17 protein-coding genes and 3 tRNA genes are annotated in these 17,282 nt (G+C 63.6%); 13 read left to right on the top strand and 7 right to left on the bottom strand.

Translation table 11 applies throughout. The features are described from left to right. The first annotated feature begins 169 nt into the window (after positions 1 to 169). From MST27_RS18635 to MST27_RS18625, 3 genes are all read left to right on the top strand, one after another. Positions 170 to 245 (top strand) — tRNA-Asn (locus MST27_RS18635). 10 nt (positions 246 to 255) lie between these two features. Further along, positions 256 to 332 (top strand) — tRNA-Pro (locus tag MST27_RS18630). 6 nt (positions 333 to 338) lie between these two features. Further along, positions 339 to 414 (top strand) — tRNA-Lys (locus MST27_RS18625). 129 nt (positions 415 to 543) lie between these two features. Here the strand turns inward: MST27_RS18625 and MST27_RS18620 are convergent. The 3 genes from MST27_RS18620 to MST27_RS18610 form a co-directional block, all read right to left on the bottom strand. Then, positions 544 to 1,839: an NAD(P)/FAD-dependent oxidoreductase gene (locus MST27_RS18620; protein ID WP_243607436.1), complete on the bottom strand. Its 1,296-nt coding sequence runs from the start codon at positions 1,837 to 1,839 to the stop codon at positions 544 to 546. A gap of 54 nt (positions 1,840 to 1,893) precedes the next feature. Continuing rightward, positions 1,894 to 2,067, bottom strand: a complete 174-nt coding sequence (locus tag MST27_RS18615; protein WP_243607522.1) for a DUF3094 family protein — start codon at positions 2,065 to 2,067, stop codon at positions 1,894 to 1,896. A gap of 108 nt (positions 2,068 to 2,175) precedes the next feature. Beyond that, positions 2,176 to 4,440 (bottom strand): DUF1631 domain-containing protein, encoded by a 2,265-nt coding sequence (locus MST27_RS18610; protein WP_243607435.1) that lies wholly within the window; start codon positions 4,438 to 4,440, stop codon positions 2,176 to 2,178. A gap of 309 nt (positions 4,441 to 4,749) precedes the next feature. On the opposite strand from MST27_RS18610, the gene nadC reads away from it, so the two are divergent. Then, entirely contained in the window at positions 4,750 to 5,598 is an 849-nt protein-coding gene (gene nadC, locus MST27_RS18605) for a carboxylating nicotinate-nucleotide diphosphorylase (protein ID WP_243607434.1), read from the top strand. A 54-nt stretch (positions 5,599 to 5,652) separates the two neighbouring features. On the opposite strand, the gene MST27_RS18600 is transcribed toward nadC, so the two are convergent. Then, a complete protein-coding gene (locus MST27_RS18600; RefSeq protein ID WP_243607433.1) occupies positions 5,653 to 6,084 on the bottom strand; it encodes a Z-ring associated ZapG family protein in 432 nt (143 codons plus the stop codon). A gap of 245 nt (positions 6,085 to 6,329) precedes the next feature. Between MST27_RS18600 and MST27_RS18595 the strand changes: the two genes are divergently transcribed. The 3 genes from MST27_RS18595 (at position 6,330) to zapE (ending at position 9,590) form a co-directional block, all read left to right on the top strand. Then, positions 6,330 to 6,959 carry an alpha/beta hydrolase gene (locus MST27_RS18595; protein ID WP_243607432.1) on the top strand — a complete coding sequence of 210 codons (630 nt, stop codon included), beginning with the start codon at positions 6,330 to 6,332 and terminating at the stop codon, positions 6,957 to 6,959. Positions 6,960 to 6,992: 33 nt separating this feature from the next. Beyond that, the gene (locus MST27_RS18590) at positions 6,993 to 8,351 is read left to right on the top strand and encodes a tryptophan--tRNA ligase (RefSeq protein ID WP_243607431.1); all 1,359 of its coding nucleotides are present in this window, start codon (positions 6,993 to 6,995) and stop codon (positions 8,349 to 8,351) included. Positions 8,352 to 8,498: 147 nt separating this feature from the next. Continuing rightward, on the top strand, positions 8,499 to 9,590 hold the full coding sequence (gene zapE, locus MST27_RS18585; RefSeq protein WP_243607430.1) for a cell division protein ZapE: 1,092 nt from the start codon (positions 8,499 to 8,501) through the stop codon (positions 9,588 to 9,590). Positions 9,591 to 9,644: 54 nt separating this feature from the next. On the opposite strand, the gene MST27_RS18580 is transcribed toward zapE, so the two are convergent. Further along, on the bottom strand, positions 9,645 to 10,637 hold the full coding sequence (locus MST27_RS18580; RefSeq protein ID WP_243607429.1) for a GlxA family transcriptional regulator: 993 nt from the start codon (positions 10,635 to 10,637) through the stop codon (positions 9,645 to 9,647). Positions 10,638 to 10,822: 185 nt separating this feature from the next. Between MST27_RS18580 and nfi the strand changes: the two genes are divergently transcribed. From nfi to MST27_RS18550, 6 genes are all read left to right on the top strand, one after another. Continuing rightward, positions 10,823 to 11,524 (top strand): deoxyribonuclease V, encoded by a 702-nt coding sequence (nfi, locus tag MST27_RS18575; protein WP_243607428.1) that lies wholly within the window; start codon positions 10,823 to 10,825, stop codon positions 11,522 to 11,524. Between the two features lie 85 nt (positions 11,525 to 11,609). Next, entirely contained in the window at positions 11,610 to 12,161 is a 552-nt protein-coding gene (ampD, locus tag MST27_RS18570) for a 1,6-anhydro-N-acetylmuramyl-L-alanine amidase AmpD (protein ID WP_243607427.1), read from the top strand. Between the two features lie 21 nt (positions 12,162 to 12,182). After that, entirely contained in the window at positions 12,183 to 13,016 is an 834-nt protein-coding gene (ampE, locus tag MST27_RS18565; protein WP_243607426.1) for a regulatory signaling modulator protein AmpE, read from the top strand. Between the two features lie 207 nt (positions 13,017 to 13,223). Continuing rightward, positions 13,224 to 15,251, top strand: a complete 2,028-nt coding sequence (locus MST27_RS18560) for a methyl-accepting chemotaxis protein (protein WP_243607425.1) — start codon at positions 13,224 to 13,226, stop codon at positions 15,249 to 15,251. Between the two features lie 82 nt (positions 15,252 to 15,333). Further along, positions 15,334 to 15,852, top strand: coding sequence for a hypothetical protein (locus MST27_RS18555; protein ID WP_243607424.1), 519 nt, complete (start codon positions 15,334 to 15,336; stop codon positions 15,850 to 15,852). Then, complete coding sequence (locus tag MST27_RS18550; RefSeq protein ID WP_243607423.1) at positions 15,849 to 16,217, top strand: DUF3140 domain-containing protein; 369 nt, start codon at positions 15,849 to 15,851, stop codon at positions 16,215 to 16,217. The genes MST27_RS18555 and MST27_RS18550 overlap by 4 nt, the downstream gene beginning before the upstream one ends. 7 nt (positions 16,218 to 16,224) lie before the next feature. Here the strand turns inward: MST27_RS18550 and MST27_RS18545 are convergent, their stop codons facing one another. Together MST27_RS18545 and MST27_RS18540 are read right to left on the bottom strand one after the other, a co-directional pair. Next, positions 16,225 to 17,004 carry a TatD family hydrolase gene (locus tag MST27_RS18545; protein WP_243607422.1) on the bottom strand — a complete coding sequence of 260 codons (780 nt, stop codon included), beginning with the start codon at positions 17,002 to 17,004 and terminating at the stop codon, positions 16,225 to 16,227. A gap of 19 nt (positions 17,005 to 17,023) precedes the next feature. Further along, positions 17,024 to 17,269, bottom strand: a complete 246-nt coding sequence (locus MST27_RS18540) for a hypothetical protein (RefSeq protein ID WP_243607421.1) — start codon at positions 17,267 to 17,269, stop codon at positions 17,024 to 17,026. Between the last annotated feature and the right edge of the window lie 13 nt (positions 17,270 to 17,282).

Here is a 17,282-nt window from a genome sequence, read left to right as displayed (position 1 = left end):
TCCGGCGCGCCGGGGCAACGGCACGAGGCGCCGATGCCCTGCTGAGGTTCGCGCAAGGCATTGTAGTAAATCGTGTTTTTTCTGTTGACAGGCGCCTCGATAACCGTAAAATGGCGCGCCTCTGAAGGGCGTTTGCAGTAGCGAGCCCTGACGAGTAGGAAGCTTCAGTTCCGCGATAGCTCAGTCGGTAGAGCAAATGACTGTTAATCATTGGGTCCCTGGTTCGAGTCCAGGTCGCGGAGCCAATTTCCTTTTCGGGGTATAGCGCAGTCCGGTAGCGCGCCTGCTTTGGGAGCAGGATGTCGGGAGTTCGAATCCCCCTACCCCGACCATCTTCTGGGTCGTTAGCTCAGTTGGTAGAGCAGTTGGCTTTTAACCAATTGGTCGTAGGTTCGAATCCTACACGACCCACCATATCGGTCTCGTCGAATCGAGGCCCGCCAAGCCGGAAGGTCCTAGGATCTTCCGGCTTTTTGCTGTCTCCGATTCTATCTGCGATGCGCTTTGCCGGCAGACGTGCGAGCGTCCGCCGGCCTGTATCGGTCAATGGAGCTTCAGGCGTGGGACGGTGCTGGTGCTCAGTTTGTCGCCGATCATCATCAGCGCCGTGCGGGCCATGCCGTACAGCGCGATCTGGTGCATGCGATACAGGGAGATGTAGAACATGCGTGCCAGCCAGCCTTCCAGCATTACATTTCCGGTGAGATTGCCCATCAGGTTGCCAACCGCAGAAAAGCTCGACAGCGAGATCAATGAGCCGTAATCGCGGTAGCGATAGTCCGGTAGCGCCTTGCCTTGCAGGCGCAGTGCAATGGATTTGGCCAGCAGCGAAGCCTGCTGATGCGCCGCCTGCGCGCGCGGCGGAACATTGCGGTCGCTTTCCGGTTGCGGGCACGCGGCGCAGTCGCCGAAAGCGAAGATGTTGTCGTCACGCGTCGTCTGCAGGGTAGGCTGCACGACGAGCTGATTGATGCGGTTGGTTTCCAGTCCGTCGATGTCGCGCAGGAAGGATGGCGCGCGGATACCGGCGGCCCAAACCTTCAGGCTGGCGGGGACGAAATGACCATCCTTGGTGTGCAGGCCGTCGGCCGTGACCTCGCTGACCGCCGCGTCGGTCAGCACGGTGACGCCAAGGTCGCGCAGTGTCTGATGGACCGGCAGGCTGATGCGCTCAGGCAGCGCGGGAAGCACGCGTGGGCCCGCTTCGATCAGGGTAATGTGCACGTCCTCCGGCTTGATGCCGTCCAGCCCGTACGCGGCCAGTTCGCGCGCGGCGTGGTGCAGTTCGGCGGCCAGTTCCACGCCGGTGGCGCCGGCGCCGACGATGGCCATGTTAATGGTCCCGTGACGGCCTTCGCTGGCGTGAGCGCGCATATAGTGGCTCAGCAGGTTGCGGTGGAAACGCTCGGCCTGCTCCCGGGTGTCGAGAAAAATGCAGTGCTCGGCAGCGCCCTGGGTCCCGAAATCGTTCGTGGTGCTACCCACGGCGATCACCAATGTGTCATAGCTCAGTGAGCGGGCAGGCACCAACTCGACACCATGGTCATCGTAGGACGCCGCGAGGTGAACGCACTTCTCGGCGCGGTCCAGGCCGCACATCCGGCCCATCTGGAACTCGAAGTGGTTCCACTTGGCCTGGGCGACATAGTTGAGTTCGTCTGCCGAGGAGTTCAACGATCCTGCGGCGACTTCATGTAGCAGCGGTTTCCAGATATGCGTGAGGTTGGCGTCTATCAGCGTAACTCTGGCCTTGCGCCGCTTGCCCAGGGTCTTGCCAAGGCGGGTGGCCAGTTCGAGGCCACCAGCGCCGCCCCCAACGATAACGATGCGATGTGTCATGGATGGAACTCATAAGGCTACGGAATTCGGCTGGCGCAGGTGGGAGCATGAGGCTCATACCACCAGGCGACTGAGGAGGCGGCTCACTAGGCCCAGTCCGATCACGACAGCCAGAACCAGTAGAAGCAACAACCACGGGCGAAAGGGCTTTCGCTCGACCTGATGCTGCGGGGCGCTGAGGTAGTGATCAACGCGCTTCTGGTCTTCGGGGGACAGGCGGCTGGGCATAGACACCTCGATAGGAGATGCAGGCATTCTAGCGGTGCCTTGGCAAAAGCCAAGCGCGTTGATGTTCGGTGGCGGGGCGGTGAACACCGGGGCGGGCGCCCCGGCGGGTCAGCGACTGTTGTTCTTCAGGCTACGAAGGTTGCCGATGACCGATTCAAGCGCACGGTCGAACAGCAGGGCATCGTTGAGCAGGCGGATGGCGCCGCGACGAAACTCGATGGCCAGGCCCATGCGGGTCTTTTCCAGCACCTTCATGCCGGTACGGTTAACGAATATGTACTTGCCGGTGGGCTTGATGATCGCGGCCAATTTGCAGCGCAGCTTGTGTTCCTCATCCTCTTGGAATTCAACCCAGCTGCCGACGCGCAGGTTGTCCACCGCCGTCAGTGCATCGTCGTTGGCTTCCAGGTCGACCTCGGGCTCCTCTTCGCGGCTTTCGCCAGGCGCCAGCAGGACGATCTCTTCCACAACCTCGACCATGGCCGGAGTCGAGGCATCTTCCACCTGCTCGATCTGCTGCTCTCCGGTGCTCGTGGAGTCTTCCTTGGGCGACAGTGCTTCGGCAGGCTTCGGCGCGAATTGTTGCAGCGTCTGCACGTGCAGCGCTTCGAGCTGAGTGAAGAAATCACTGGTCGAGAAGGGGTCGAACGCAGCGCTGACGAGGCCTTCGCGAAGATTCTTCAGCAGGCTCGGCACCACGTCCAGCAGGCGCGCACGCGAGCTCGGGTCGTCGTGCGGCGTTACGCTCCAGATCAGGTCGTCCATGGTCGCCAGAGCGGCTTGCCATTGCTCCGACTGGGTGCCGTATTTCAGGCACGTCAGCAACAGAACCTTGCTCCAGGCTTCCTGCAGCAGGCGAACAACGACTTCGGGAAGCGTCTTGCCCAACAGGCGCTCGTTGAGCGCGTGCTCGACTTCCTGACGCGCCATCTCGGCCTTTGCGCGACCCTCTTCAGCATCTCGTGTGCGTTGTTCGAGAAGCTCGCTACGGCGGCGCTCGTCGCCCGTAAAGGCAAGGAAGTCGGCCAGCAGTTCCGAGAATATGGCCGGGTCGTCGACGAAGTCGTTGAGCAGGCGGGAAACCACCTGTTCGATCTTTTGGTAAAGGCTGTCGCGCTGAGCCTCGTCCTGGTCGCCCCAGCCCATGGAGGCCGACGCAATTTCATTGAGCAGACGACGAGCCGGGTGACTGCCGCGGCTGAAGAAAGTCTTGTCCAGCACCGCCACCTTCAGCACCGGAATTTGCAGCCTTCCGATGAGCGCCTTGAGGGAGTCCGGCAGGGTGCGGTCATCGAGGATGAACTCGAACAGCATCGAAACCAGGTTGATCACGTCTTCGTCGACTTCGCCGACGACCCGGGACTTTCCGCTCTTGGCGCTGACGCGGTGCAGCAATTGTTCAAGCTGGGCCTGCAGATCGAAATCATCGATCTGCTGGGGCGCACGGGTTTGCATGTGCGACAGCAGGCGCATCAGGTCGTTGCTGGAAATCGGGATCGCATCGCTTGGCACGTTGCGGGCTGGCAGGGCGCTGCCACGCAGCTCGGAGAGCAGTGCATGGAGGGTGCTGAAGGCTTCCTGGTAGCCCTCGTCTGCCTGGCGCGCGGAGTCTGCCGCATGGGTGCCTGGCGCGCTGTTACCTGCCGGCGCATGACCGGTGCGAGCCTGAGGGCGTCGCGGCGGGGTCGATTGCAGTTCGGGGAGAACGCCTGCGACGACCAGGGTCTGGTTGGATTCGGCATACAGCTGGTCGAGATCGGTCAGAACGTAGCGCTCGAACAGCTTGAGGATAATCAGCTTGACCTTGATGTCGACGCTCAGGCAACGGCAAGCCTCGATAAAGAATTCGCACAGCTGCTGCGGTCCGAGCGGATTGCTCTTGTCCTCGAGCTTGCGGCTCACCAAGGCGTTCATGCGTGTGGTCAGGTGGCTGAGCGGCTGGGTTGCGCGGTTCATCACCTTCGTGACCATGGTGTCGACGGCGACGGACTCTTCGAGTTCGTCGTTCTGGACCAGCGCCAGGCTTTCGAAGGAGGCTTCTGATTCTGCGGGCTTGCCGATTTCGTACTGGTTGAGGCGAGAAAAGGACTCGAAGATTTGCTGCAAGAAGCCGCGTTCGATACTGCGGCGCTTCATGCGCAGCTCGCGCATCGCCTCGAAGAACGCATTCTGTTCAGCGTTACTGGTCGCGCGGTCGGCTATCTCGAAGAGTGAGTCATCGGCATTGTCGAAGAGGGTCTGAAGCGCCAGGCGCAGCTGCTGCGCAGCCTTGTCGCGCACGCTGATCAGCGCGACAGGTAGTCGACCTGCCGGTGAGGTCGGCTTTTGCTCAGGGGCAGCCTTGAGGTGCACCACTTTCGCATCGGTTCGCATCGATTCTCTCCGGTCGCCTGCTGGGGCGCTTCCAACGCGTAGCATGCCGTTGTGTGGGGGGGTAGAGCAACGGCTGCAGGCGTCTGGCTTCAAAAGCCATTTTCGTGACGTCAATTTATGACGGCATTATATGCATCCCGTTCGGTAGCCTAGCCCGGATTTTTGTTGGACATGATGCAGCTCACAGATACTCACGGCTTTTCCTACAGGCGGTCATGTGCGCTCGGCTAACGGCTGCGACCCGCGTCACTGACTGCTCTATCGCTCGGCTACGCCTTATACTCTCGCCGAATCTGAAGGGAGCCTGTCGTGACCAATCTCACTCTTGCCGATCTTGGTGCCGAGGTCGAAAACAACGTCCGCCGAGCGCTTGCCGAGGATATCGGAACCGGCGATATCACTGCGCTACTGATTCCTGAGGAGCGCCTGGCGCATGCCTCGGTGATCACGCGCGAAGCGGCGGTCATCAGCGGCACGGCCTGGGTGGACGCGGTGTTTCGTCAGCTTGACCCTCGCGTTGCCGTGCACTGGCAGGTTGTCGACGGTCAACGGGTCGCGGCGAACAGCGTCCTGTTCCATCTCGAGGGGCCCGCTCGCGCGTTGCTCAGCGGTGAGCGCACAGCGCTGAACTTCCTCCAGACCTTGTCCGGTGTCGCGACTCGCTGTCGCTACTACGCCGACCTTGTCGAGGGAACCGGGGTTCGTCTGCTCGATACCCGCAAGACCCTTCCCGGTCTGCGCATGGCCTTGAAGTACGCGGTGACCTGTGGTGGCTGCCACAACCATCGGATCGGCCTTTACGACGCCTTTCTGATCAAGGAAAACCATATCGCCGCCTGCGGCGGGATATCGTCTGCGGTCGCCGCGGCGCGCCGCATCGCGCCGGGTAAACCGGTCGAGGTGGAAGTCGAAGATCTGGATGAGCTGCAACAGGCCCTGCAGGCCGGAGCGGATATCGTCATGCTCGACGAGCTCAGCCTGGAGGACATGCGCCGGGCCGTGGAACTCACGGCTGGGCGTGCCAAGCTGGAGGCGTCGGGCGGGATCAGCGATGACACCTTGCGGACGGTGGCTGAAACGGGTGTGGATTACATTTCGATCGGCGCATTGACCAAGCATGTACAGGCGATCGATCTGTCCATGCGGTTGAGGCAGTAACGCTTGTGGCGGCCGCGCCAGGGCGCGTGCCGCAGTTGAGCGCAGGCGCTGCTGTCAGTGGCGACTCTTGAGGCCGAAATTTTCGTGCAACATGCCGGGCGCGTCGGCGTCCTTCGGGGCGTAATCCTTCGGCGGCTCGGTGAAGGTAGGTGAGTTCAGGCGTTCGCGCTGAGTGTGGCTGTCCTGGCTGTGCAGGGCGGCGAGCAGGCGCTGGCGAGTCTGCTCGTCGAGCGCCAGCTTGTCCGCGCCTTCGGACAGGTGGTCCTGCATATCCTGGTAGCTGTTGGTGAGCTTGCGCAGCAGGCTGGCCGTCGTGTTGAAATGGCTCACCACTTCGCTCTGGTAGGTATCCAGGCGCTCCTGCAGTTCATCTACCTGGCGCTGCGTGCTGTTGGGCGCGCTGTTACGGGCTATCAGGTAGCCGATGGCGATGCCGGCAATCACGCCGACTATGGGGAGCAACCAGGTCGCGAGGGTCTGTTCCACGAGTCCTTCCTCTATATAAACGGCTGTGCTGAATCAAGCCGTGGAAAAGGGACCGCCGATGCTCGGGCGGGGCGATAGGCTCTCCAGAGGGCCTGCGCCGGCCCGCGCATCGTCTGCGCGGTGGTCTTTCCACGGCTTGATACGTTAACGTCTCGTACCTGCCCTGTATACCGTGACGCGAGCTTGCGGTCACCAGGCAGCGCTAGCGAGACGAGCCAACTTCTTCCAAGATCACGGAGCCACTTTTGTTGAAACGTGAAAATCCCATCACCATCCAGGGCCCGGCCGGTGTGCTGGAAGGGCTTCATTTCGAGCAGCCGCAGGCGCGGGGGCTGGCGCTGATCTGCCATCCCAACCCGGTCAAGGGCGGCACCATGCTCAACAAGGTCGTTTCGACCCTGCAGCGCACGGCGCGGGACGCGGGTTATGACACGCTGCGCTTCAACTTCCGCGGTGTAGGCGCAAGCGCGGGCAGCCACGATATGCGAATGGGCGAGGTGGAAGATGCCGAGGCGGCGCTGGCGTGGCTGCGTGAGCAGCAGCCTGGGCTGCCGGTCACTTTGCTTGGGTTTTCCTTTGGAGGCTTCGTTGCGGCGGCGCTGGCGGGCCGAATGGAGGCGCGGGGCGAACCTCTGGATCGGTTGTTCATGGTCGCGCCGGCCGTGTCGCGGCTGGACGGCCTGCCGCTGGCCGAGCGTTGCGCATTGACCATCATCCAGCCGGATGACGACGAGGTCATCGATCCGGCCACGGTACATGCTTTTTCCGCAGCGCTGACGCGCCCCCACGAGCTGCTGAAGGTGGCAGAATGCGGCCACTTTTTCCACGGCAAGCTGGTGGAACTCAAGGAGCTGGTTGCGCCGCGCCTGGATTGATCCGGCTGGCCACCCTAGAAATGAGATGAATGCATGAAGACCCGAATCCTTACCGGCATCACCACGACCGGCACGCCACACCTGGGCAACTATGCGGGGGCCATCCGCCCGGCGATCGTCGCCAGTCGGGATGCCGATGTCGATTCCTTCTATTTCCTGGCGGACTACCACGCGCTGATCAAGTGCGACGACCCGCGGCGCATTCAGCAGTCGCGGCTCGAAATTGCAGCCACCTGGCTGGCCAGCGGCCTCGACGCCGAGCGCGTGACCTTCTATCGCCAGTCCGACATTCCCGAGATCCCGGAACTGACCTGGTTGCTCACCTGCGTCGCAGCCAAGGGCTTGCTGAACCGTGCCCACGCCTACAAGGCGGCTGTGGATCGTAATGTCGAACTGGGCGAAGACCCGGATGCCGGTGTCAGCATGGGCCTGTTCAGCTACCCGGTCCTCATGGCGGCAGACATCCTCATGTTCAACGCACATAAGGTGCCGGTCGGGCGCGACCAGATCCAGCATGTGGAAATGGCTCGCGACATTGGTCAGCGCTTCAACCACCTGTTCGGTAACGGCAAGGAGCTCTTCACCGCGCCGACCGCCCTGATCGAGGAAAGCGTGGCGACCCTGCCGGGGCTCGACGGGCGCAAGATGTCCAAGAGCTACGACAACACCATTCCGCTGTTCGCCAGCGCCAAGGAGCTCAAGAGCACCATCGCGCGCATCGTCACCGACTCGCGCCTGCCCGGCGAGCCGAAGGATCCGGACGACGCGCACCTGTTTACCCTGTACCAGGCGTTCGCCACACCGGAACAACTTGCCGAGTTCCGTGCGGACCTGCTCGCCGGCCTCGCCTGGGGCGAAGCCAAACAGCGCCTCTTCGAGCTGCTCGACGCCGAACTTGGCGAGGCGCGCGAGCGCTACCATGCGCTGATGAGCCGACCGGGCGACCTGGAAGATATCCTCCAGGCGGGCGCCGCCAAGGCCCGCCAGGTGGCGACGCCCTTCCTGGCCGAACTGCGCGAGGCCGTGGGGCTGCGCAACTTCCGCAGCGAGGTGAAAAGCGCCGCTCCGGCAAAGAAGAAGTCGGGCAAGCGCGCCCGCTTCGCCAGTTTCCGTGAGGAGGATGGCAGCTTCCGCTTCCGCTTCTTCGCCGCCGATGGCGAGCAGCTGCTGCTGTCCCGCCCATTCGTCGATCCCAAGGCGATCGGTCAGGTTACCCAGCAGCTCGCTTCGCAAAGCGTCGATGCGCTGGAACTGCGCGCCGATGAAAACGATCAATTCACACTGTGGCTCGACGGCAGTTGCATCGCCGACAGCCCGGCCTATCCCGATGAACAGGCGCTGGAGGCAGCGATGCTGCGTCTGCGTGAGGCATTGGCAACCCTGGCCGAATGAAACCGGAGCGCGATCCACCCGTGCATGGGCGGATCGCGAGGATCGATGGACCTACCGAGGCGCTAGCGCTTGAACGATCTGCGTAAATTGCCAACGACCAAGGGCACGGCTACAGTGTCGGCCCCGTTTCACTGCCCAGACCCCGCCATGACCCCTCTCGAACGCTATCAGGCAGACCTGAAACGTCCTGATTTCTTCCACGACGCGGCGCAGGAGAATGCCGTTCGCCATCTGCAGCGTCTGTATGACGACCTGGTCGCCGACGAGCGTGGCAAATCCGGCCTCTTGGGCAAGCTGTTCGGCAAGAAGCAAGAGCCCATCAAGGGCCTGTACTTCTGGGGCGGCGTCGGGCGCGGCAAAACCTATCTAGTCGACACCTTCTTCGATGCGCTGCCCTTCGAGCAGAAGACTCGCACGCACTTCCACCGTTTCATGAAGCGCGTCCACGAGGAAATGAAAACCCTCAAGGGCGAGAAGAACCCGCTGACGATCATCGGCAAGCGGTTCGCCGACGAGTCGCGGGTGATCTGCTTCGACGAGTTCTTCGTCTCCGACATCACCGACGCGATGATTCTCGCGACCCTGCTCGAGGAGCTGTTCAAGAACGGCGTGAGCCTGGTGGCGACCTCCAACATCGTGCCGGATGGCCTTTACAAGGACGGCCTGCAGCGGGCGCGCTTCCTGCCGGCGATCGAACTGCTGAAGAAGCACACCGAGATCGTCAACGTCGACAGCGGCATCGATTACCGTCTGCGCGCGCTGGAGCAGGCCGAGTTGTACCACTTCCCACTCGATGCCGAGGCCGAGCAGAGCCTGGAAAAGAGCTTCCGTAGCCTGTTGCCGGAGAAGTGCAAGATCCAGGAAAACGAAGCCCTGATGATCGAGAACCGTGAAATCACCGCGCGCAAGGTCGCCTGTGGTGTCGCCTGGTTCGAATTCCGTGCGCTGTGCGACGGCCCACGCAGTCAGAACGACTACATCGAGCTGGGCAAGATCTTCGACGCCGTGCTGGTTTCCAACATCGAGCAGATGAACGTTGCCAAGGATGATATGGCGCGTCGCTTCATCAACATGGTCGACGAGTTCTACGATCGCAACGTCAAGCTGATCCTGTCGGCCGAAGTGGAATTGAAGGACCTCTACGCTGGCGGGCGCCTGGAGTTCGAGTTCCAGCGCACACTGAGCCGCCTGCTGGAAATGCAGTCTCACGAATACCTGTCACGGCCCCACAAGCCCTGACGGAGTCTCCGCTCGAGCTGGGCGCGGCACCGATACGCGCCCAGCTTCCAGCACTCAACCGTTCTTCAATCGATACTGTTGCCGATACTGGTTCGGCGACAGCTCCGTGTGCTGGCGGAACAGCCGGGCAAAGAAGCTCGCATCGTCATAGCCCACTTCGTAGCTGATGGTCTTGATGCTCTTGCGGGTGGTCGAGAGCAGACTCTTGGCCGTTTCGATCCGCAGCCGCTGCAGGTAATGCAGCGGTTTGTCGCCCGTGGCGCTCTGAAAGCGGCGCATGAAGTTGCGGATACTCATGCCGTGGTCGCGGGCGACGTCCTCGAAACGGAATTTTTCGGCGAAGTGTTCTTCCAGCCATTCCTGAATCTGCAGCACGCGGGTGTCCAGGTGCATCTTCTGCCCGCCGAATCCGATGCGTCCCGGGCTATAGCTGCGTTGCACCTCGAAGAGGATATCCCGCGCCATGCCCTGCGCGACGCTGGAGCCGCAGTAGCGCTCCACGAGATGCATATAGAGGTCGCACGCCGAGGTCGTACCGCCGGCGGTATAGAGGTTGTCGCTGTCGGTCAGGTGCTTTTCCGGGGTGAACAGGACCTGCGGAAACCGCGTGCTGAACTCGTTGGCGAAACGCCAATGGGTAGTGGCCTCGCGAGCATCGAGCAGGCCGGCCTGAGCCATCCAGAACACCCCGGTGGCTTCGCCACAGATGGCGCTGCCGGCTTGGTGACGTGATTGCAGCCAGGGCATGACCTGCGGATAGCCTTGGCAGAGCGCATCGAAATCGCCCCAGAACGCCGGCAATATGACCGCGTCGGTCGCGTCCAGCGCGCCATCCACCTCGATCCGCGTGCCGCTGAAGGTCGTCACGGGTTGTCCGTCGGGGCTGACCAGCAAGGTCTCGAAGGCTGGTGCGAGGCCGTGACCGTGCTGTTTGCCGGAGCGCAGGGCGGCCATGTGGAAGAAGTCCTTGGCCTGCATGAGCGTAGAGGCGAAGACGCCTTCGGTAGCAAGAATGCTGACGCGCTTCAGGGGGTGTGCATTGGGCATCGGAAGTCTGGCTGTTCTGTTTATTGTTATGGAAATGCAGGGTAAATCTGCCGCGATCCGGCGGGAGCGTCTTATTTTTTTGCGCAGCTGTCCAGTCGCCGTAGGTCTGAGTAGGTTGAACCGGCCGCGCCCGCGCAGCCTCGAACCCAAGACCCAGCCTTGAGACCCGATGGAGCAATCAGGAGATGTCTGCCACCACACGCCCAGAACCGCCGACCTTTGCCGACTGGAACGGCGACACCGCCGCGGCACGGGAAACCCAGATCCAGCTTGCTGCCCGGGTGCGGCTCGAAGACGATTTCGGCGTGTTGCGTCTGATCGCAGGCGTCGACGTCGGCTTCGAGGAGGGCGGGCGGATCACACGTGCGGCGGCGGTGCTGCTGGATGCTGAAACGCTGGAAGTGCAGGCCCAGGCATTGGCCCGCATTCCCACCCGCATGCCCTATATTCCCGGGCTGCTCTCGTTCCGTGAGTTGCCGGCTGTGCTGCAGGCGCTCGACGCGCTGGGCGCGACACCCGACCTTGTGTTCTCGGACGGGCATGGCATCGCCCATCCTCGCGGCCTGGGGATTGCGGCGCACCTGGGCGTGATCACCGGACTGCCGACCGTCGGCGTGGCGAAGAAGATCCTCACCGGTGTGCACGAACCTGTGGGGGAAACGCGCGGTGAGCAAGCCGACCTGCTCGACAGGCAGGGCAGGGTGATCGGCACGGTGTTGCGCAGCAAGGATCGGGTGCGCCCGTTGATCATCTCGCCGGGCCACCGTGTCAGCCTGACCACCGCACCGGAGCTGGTGATGCGCTATGTGACCCGCTATCGCCTGCCGGAGCCGACGCGCCTGGCCGACCGGTTGGCGTCGCGACGTGACGAGAAGCGCATCGGATGAGCGGCCGACTGAGTCTGCACCGCTTGCCGGCCGAGCCCCGCAGGCGCTAGCCTGCTACGCCGCCATTCACCCAGGACCTGCCGCCATGCAACTGGATCACGCCACTGGTTGGTGTCGAGGTGTGCGCCATTGCCCGTCACCCAACTTCAACCCGCGGCCCGAGGGCGAGATCTCGTTGTTGGTGATTCACAACATCAGCCTGCCGCCCGGCTGCTTTGGTACGGGCAAGGTCCAGCAGTTCTTCCAGAACCGCTTGTCAGTGGACGAGCATGACTTCTTTCGCGAAATCGCGAACCTGCAGGTGTCGGCCCACTTCCTGATCGAGCGTGATGGCGCGATCACCCAGTTCGTCTCCTGCCTGGACAGAGCCTGGCATGCCGGCGTTTCGTGCTTCGCCTCGCGCGAGGGCTGCAATGATTTTTCCATCGGCATCGAACTCGAAGGGACCGACGACCAGCCCTTCGACGATGCGCAATACGACAGCCTGATCCGCCTTGGCCGTCTGTTGCAGCAGGCCTACCCGGCCATCACCCCAGAGCGGGTCTGCGGACACAGCGACATCGCCCCCGGACGCAAGACCGATCCGGGCCCCGCCTTCGACTGGCAGCGCCTGCGTGAGGCGGCCATCGTCGTCTGAATCGAAACAAGGGACTCGACAATGATTTTTCTGGTGCTACTGCTGGTGCTGGTCATCGACAAGCTCACCGACTGGCGGCGCGAGGTGCAGCAGGATGGCCCCTGGCTGCGGCTGTTGCAGCGCGTCGAAGGTCGCCAGGGCCAGGCCAGACCCTGGACTGGCCTGTTCGTGCTGGTCCTCGCGCCAGTGCTGGTCCTTGGCGTCCTGCTCGCTCTGCTGCAGCCGCTGGCCTACGGTTGGCTTGCGCTGCCGCTGCACCTGCTGGTCGTGCTGTACAGCCTGGGCCGAGGCGATTTCAAGCGGGAACTGGGGCCGTTTCGCGATGCCTGGCACCGTGGCGACGAAGAGGCGGCCGCGCTGGTTGCCGAGCGCGACCTGAATCTCTCGGCCGAGGATCCACCAGGGCTGCTGCGCGCGGTCGAGGCGCAGCTCTTGTGGCGCAGCCACCAGGGCTTCTTCGCGGTGATCTTCTGGTACTTGCTGCTGGGGCCGATGGCGGCGCTGGCCTATCGCTTGCTGGTGCTCTGCGTGGCCCATGGTCGCAGCGAGGCCCTGCGTGAGCGGGCCGGATCATTGCTGCATGCCTTCGATTGGCTCCCGGTGCGGGTACTGCTGGCCAGTTTTGGCCTGGTCGGCAATTTCGTCGCGCTGCACCACGCCGTGCTCAAGGACTTGCTGCACTGGGACATTCCTGCCCGCCGGTTGCTTGCCGAAGCCGGCCCGGCCGCGGCGGATCTCGGCGAATCCGCTACGGGCGAAGCCGGCCTTGCGCGACTCGACAGCCTGGCGGCCATGCTGGTGCGCACGCGCCTGCTCTGGTACGCCGTCATCGCCGGCTGGACCCTGGTTGCCTGATCGTCGCGGCATGCTCAGTCGTGCCGCGGCAGCTCACCATCCGATAAGTACGCTGTATAGGCCGGAATCGACGCGCCTTCTGCCAGTTGTGGTGCTGTCAGGGTGCCACTACCTTAAGTTGCGATATCCGGGACCGATATCCCTGAGTGGTCACTGGCCTCCTGACGAGCCTTCGCGGCGCGCAAGAACAAAAATGGGAGAGCGTCCTTGAAAATCCTGTTGCATCCCGCCATTGCTTTCATGAACCGGCTCAGTTTCGGCATGAAGTTCAGCCTGATCAGCGTGCTGTTCTTCGTGCCCATGCTGCTGACCAATTTCTATCTGGTGCGCGACTCGTACCGCCAGTTCGTCGGCACCCGCACCGAACTGCAAAGCCTGTCGCTGCTCGGCACCGCCATGCAGTTGCGCCGAGACGCTCAGGACTGGAAGGACCTGGTCGAGATCGAAGGCATCATCGGCCAGACCGGCGAGGATCAGGCCCTCAAGACGCGCCTGGCGAAGGTGGAGGCTGACCTTGAGGCGCGTGTCCGGGCGCTTGAGCCGGTCAGCGAGCATCCCGAGCAGGTCGCTGAGTTCACTGCCCGCCGCGACGAGCTGGCGGCCGCCCTGCAGGCGGCGCGCAATCAGCAGTCGCTGCAGGCCAAGGCGGCGATGGCACGGGCGCTGCTCGGCCAGTCTCAGGTAATGATCAAGCTGGTCGCCAGCCAGTCCGGCATGAGCCAGGACGCCCATCGCGACGTGCGCCTGCTGACCGAACTGCTCAGCTCGGTCACCCCGGGCATCACCGCGACGCTGGGCGAGGGGCGGGCGGTGGGCGCCTACACCTTCGGCCAGGGCTACCTGAACTCGGATGCCAGCAACAAGCTCGACGACTTGCTGCTCGAGCTGGAAAAGCAGGACGTGCAGTACGGCGCGCAACTGCAGGACGTGCTCGGCAGCGCCAAGGCCGCGCAGCGGCTCGATGGGCTGGCGCGCGCCAGTCGTGAATCGCTGCAGTTGAGCAACGAGCTGTTCCAGGATCAGGTGATCATGGCCGAATCGCTCGACGGCCCCTGGGAAGACTTCTACGAGCGGGTCAGTGCGGAGATGGCCAAGACCCATGCGCTCAATGATGCCGTGCTGACGCTGCTCGACGAGGAGCTGGCCCAGCGGCTCGGTGAGAAGCAGTTGATGATGACTGTCCTGCTGGCCGCGCTGGCGCTGGTATTCCTGCTCGTCGTCTACCTCTACAGCGGATTCTACGTGTCCACCCGCGCCTCGCTGCGCAGCCTTGGCGCGACCATGGATCGTGTGGCGGCCGGCGACATGACGGCGCAATTCGCCGTGCAGAGCCGCGACGAGCTCGGCGAGCTCGGCCAGGTGTTCAATCAGACGGTGGCGCGCATTCGCGAGCTGATCGAACGTGTCGGCCAGACGGTCGGCGAGGTTGAACGCCAGGCGGCACGCGTGGAGCAGGTATCCGGGCAGAGCAACCAGACCGTGTCCGAGCAGCGTGCGCAGATCGAGCAGGTCGCCACGGCCATGAACCAGATGTCGGCGACTGCACAGGAGGTTGCGAGCAGCGCCGAGTCCGCTGTTGGCAGCGCGCAGGACGTCAATGAGGAAACCGTCACCGGCCGCGGCCTCGTGGAAGCGCAGGTGGGCGGCATCGAGCGACTGGCCGAAGCGATCGAACGCTCGGTCGGAGTGATCAACAAACTGGCCGACGACAGCACGGCGATCAGCCAGGTGCTGGACGTGATCAAGGGCGTCGCCGAGCAGACCAACCTGCTGGCGCTCAATGCGGCCATCGAAGCGGCGCGCGCTGGTGAGCAGGGGCGCGGCTTCGCCGTGGTGGCTGACGAGGTGCGCAACCTGGCCCGGCGCACCCAGCAATCGACCGAGGAAATCGAGCAGATGATCGGCCGGCTGCAAGGTGGCGTCGGCGCTGCGGTCAAGACGATGCATGACAGCCATGCGCTGGCCGACGAAACGGTCGGCCAGTCGGCACAGGTGCGTCAGGCGCTGGAGAACATCCTCGCGGCGGTTGGCACCATCGTCGATCAGAACCAGCAGATTGCCGCCGCTGCCGAGCAACAGACCGCCGTCGCGCACGACATCGATCAGAACATCGTCGCGATCAATGAAGCCGGTGAACGCACCGCCGCGGGCGCTGGCCATACCGAGCAGGCGAGCCGCGAACTGTCGCAGTTGGTCGGCCAGCTGCAGCAGCTGATCGGCGCCTTCCGCGTCTGATCAGCATCGCCGTTTATCGGCCCGCCTGAACAGCGCCTCGCGGCCCCGGGTCTGCCGAACAGGCATTTCCGGGAGCTGCTCCATGGCCAGTACCGCGAAAAAAACCGACCCCGCCCTGTGGGACGAGGTCAAGCAGGCGGTTACCACCGGCGACAAGGGCGGCAAGCCCGGCCAGTGGTCCGCGCGCAAGGCGCAGTACGCCGTGCAGGAGTACAAGAAGCGCGGCGGCGGCTACGAGGGCCGGAAGTCGGCCGACAATCACCTGCGCGAGTGGACCCGCGAAGACTGGGGCACCGAGTCGGGCAAGCCGTCCGGCGAGACGGGCGAGCGCTACCTGCCCAAGCACGCGCGTGAGTCGTTGAGTGACGCGGAATATGCCCGCACCACGCGCAAGAAACGCGCGGACTCGCGGCGCGGGCGGCAGCACTCGCCCCAGCCCGAGGACGTGGCACGCAAGGCCAGCCGTGAACGCGAGCCGGCATTGAGCGGCCTGAACAAGGCCGAGCTGATGCGCCGGGCGGCCAAGCGCAACATTCGCGGACGTTCGAGCATGAAGAAGGACGAACTGGTCGCCGCACTGCAGCGCGAGGGGGAGCGATGAGCACGTCTGACGAACAGGCCCGTCGCGACACCCGTGAGGAATTCCAGCGTGTCGTGAACATGGCGCCTGCAACGCTGCGGCGTTGGCTCGACAGCGAGCAGAGTCGCAGTGTCGGCATGACCGCCGATGGCGAGAAGGTATCGTCGCCCGCCGATGGTGAGGCGGTGGGGCACCATATGGGTGAGCGTATTCTCGCGCTCAAGGACACCCGTCAGGCCGATCTTGACGAGGATGACTACCAGGCCATGCGCAAGGTTATCGGCTACGTGCACCGACACCTGGCGCAGCGCCCCAATGGCGAGTTGCGCGACAGCCGCTGGCGCCATTCGCTGATGAACTGGGGTCACGATCCGCTGGCGGACTGAGCCGAGGCTACGCCCAGCCGAACAGGTCGCAGCTGTTGCGATAGCTTGCTTCGGCCAGTTCCTCGGCACTGACGCCGCGCAGCTCGGCGAGCTCACGGCAGATGTCGGGTAGAAATTCCGGGCTGTTGCGTTCGCCGGCGTGGCTGTGCGGCGTGATGTCGGGGGCGTCGGTTTCCAGCACGATGCTGTCGAGCGGCAATTGCTGGAGTACCCGGTGCATCCGGTGCGCCTGCGGCCAGGTCCCGGCGCCGCCGAGGCCGAGCTTGAAACCGAGCTTGATGTACTCCCGTGCTTCCTCCCAGCTGCCGCTGAAGGCATGGGCAATGCCGGTGCGCTTGAGCTTGTAGCGCTTGAGCGTAGCGATCATGTCCGCATGCGCGCGGCGCACGTGCAGCAGCACCGGCAATTCGAATTCATTGGCCAGGCCGAGTTGCGCCTCGAGTAGCGCCTGCTGGCGCGGCTTGTCCGGATCTTCGATGTAATAGTCCAGGCCGATCTCGCCGATGGCGCAGAGCTTGTCGGCGCTGCGCAGGCGCTCTAGCCAGTCGCGCAGCCGGTCGAGATGTTCGGGGCGATGGTCCTGCAGGAACACCGGATGCAGGCCGAGCGCGGCGTAGACGGCGGGCGCGTCTTCGGCCAGCTGCCAGACCCGCGCCCAGTTGGCCTCATGGACGCCAAGCACCAGGATGCGCTCGACGCCTGCCGCCTGGCAGCGGTCGAGCACCGCCTGCCGGTCATGGTCGAAAGGGTCGAAGTCGAGATGCGTGTGGGTGTCGATCAGTGGCACGGCTGGGGGCTCCGATGGTTCAAGAGGCCTTGTCTTCCTCGATCTGGATGTCGCTCACGCCGAGCTCGGCCATGCGACTGTGCTCGCTCTTGCGCTCAGGGCTCTCCCAGGGCGCATCCGTGGCGGCGCGGGGCTCACGCACATGATGCAGGAGGATTTCCAGTTCGGCCTGTTCCATGTTCGGTTCATCGAACGAACTTAGCGTGAGCGAGGCCGGGTTGCCGTTGATCAGGTAGTGGATGCGGTAGCGTTTCAGTTCGGTCATGGCGGCCTCGGAT

The sequence above is a fragment of the Stutzerimonas marianensis genome (genome assembly GCF_022810315.1).
Taxonomy (GTDB): domain Bacteria; phylum Pseudomonadota; class Gammaproteobacteria; order Pseudomonadales; family Pseudomonadaceae; genus Stutzerimonas; species Stutzerimonas marianensis.
The sequence above is the reverse complement of the archived record's forward strand: the minus strand, read 5'-3'. Positions and strand labels throughout refer to the sequence as shown.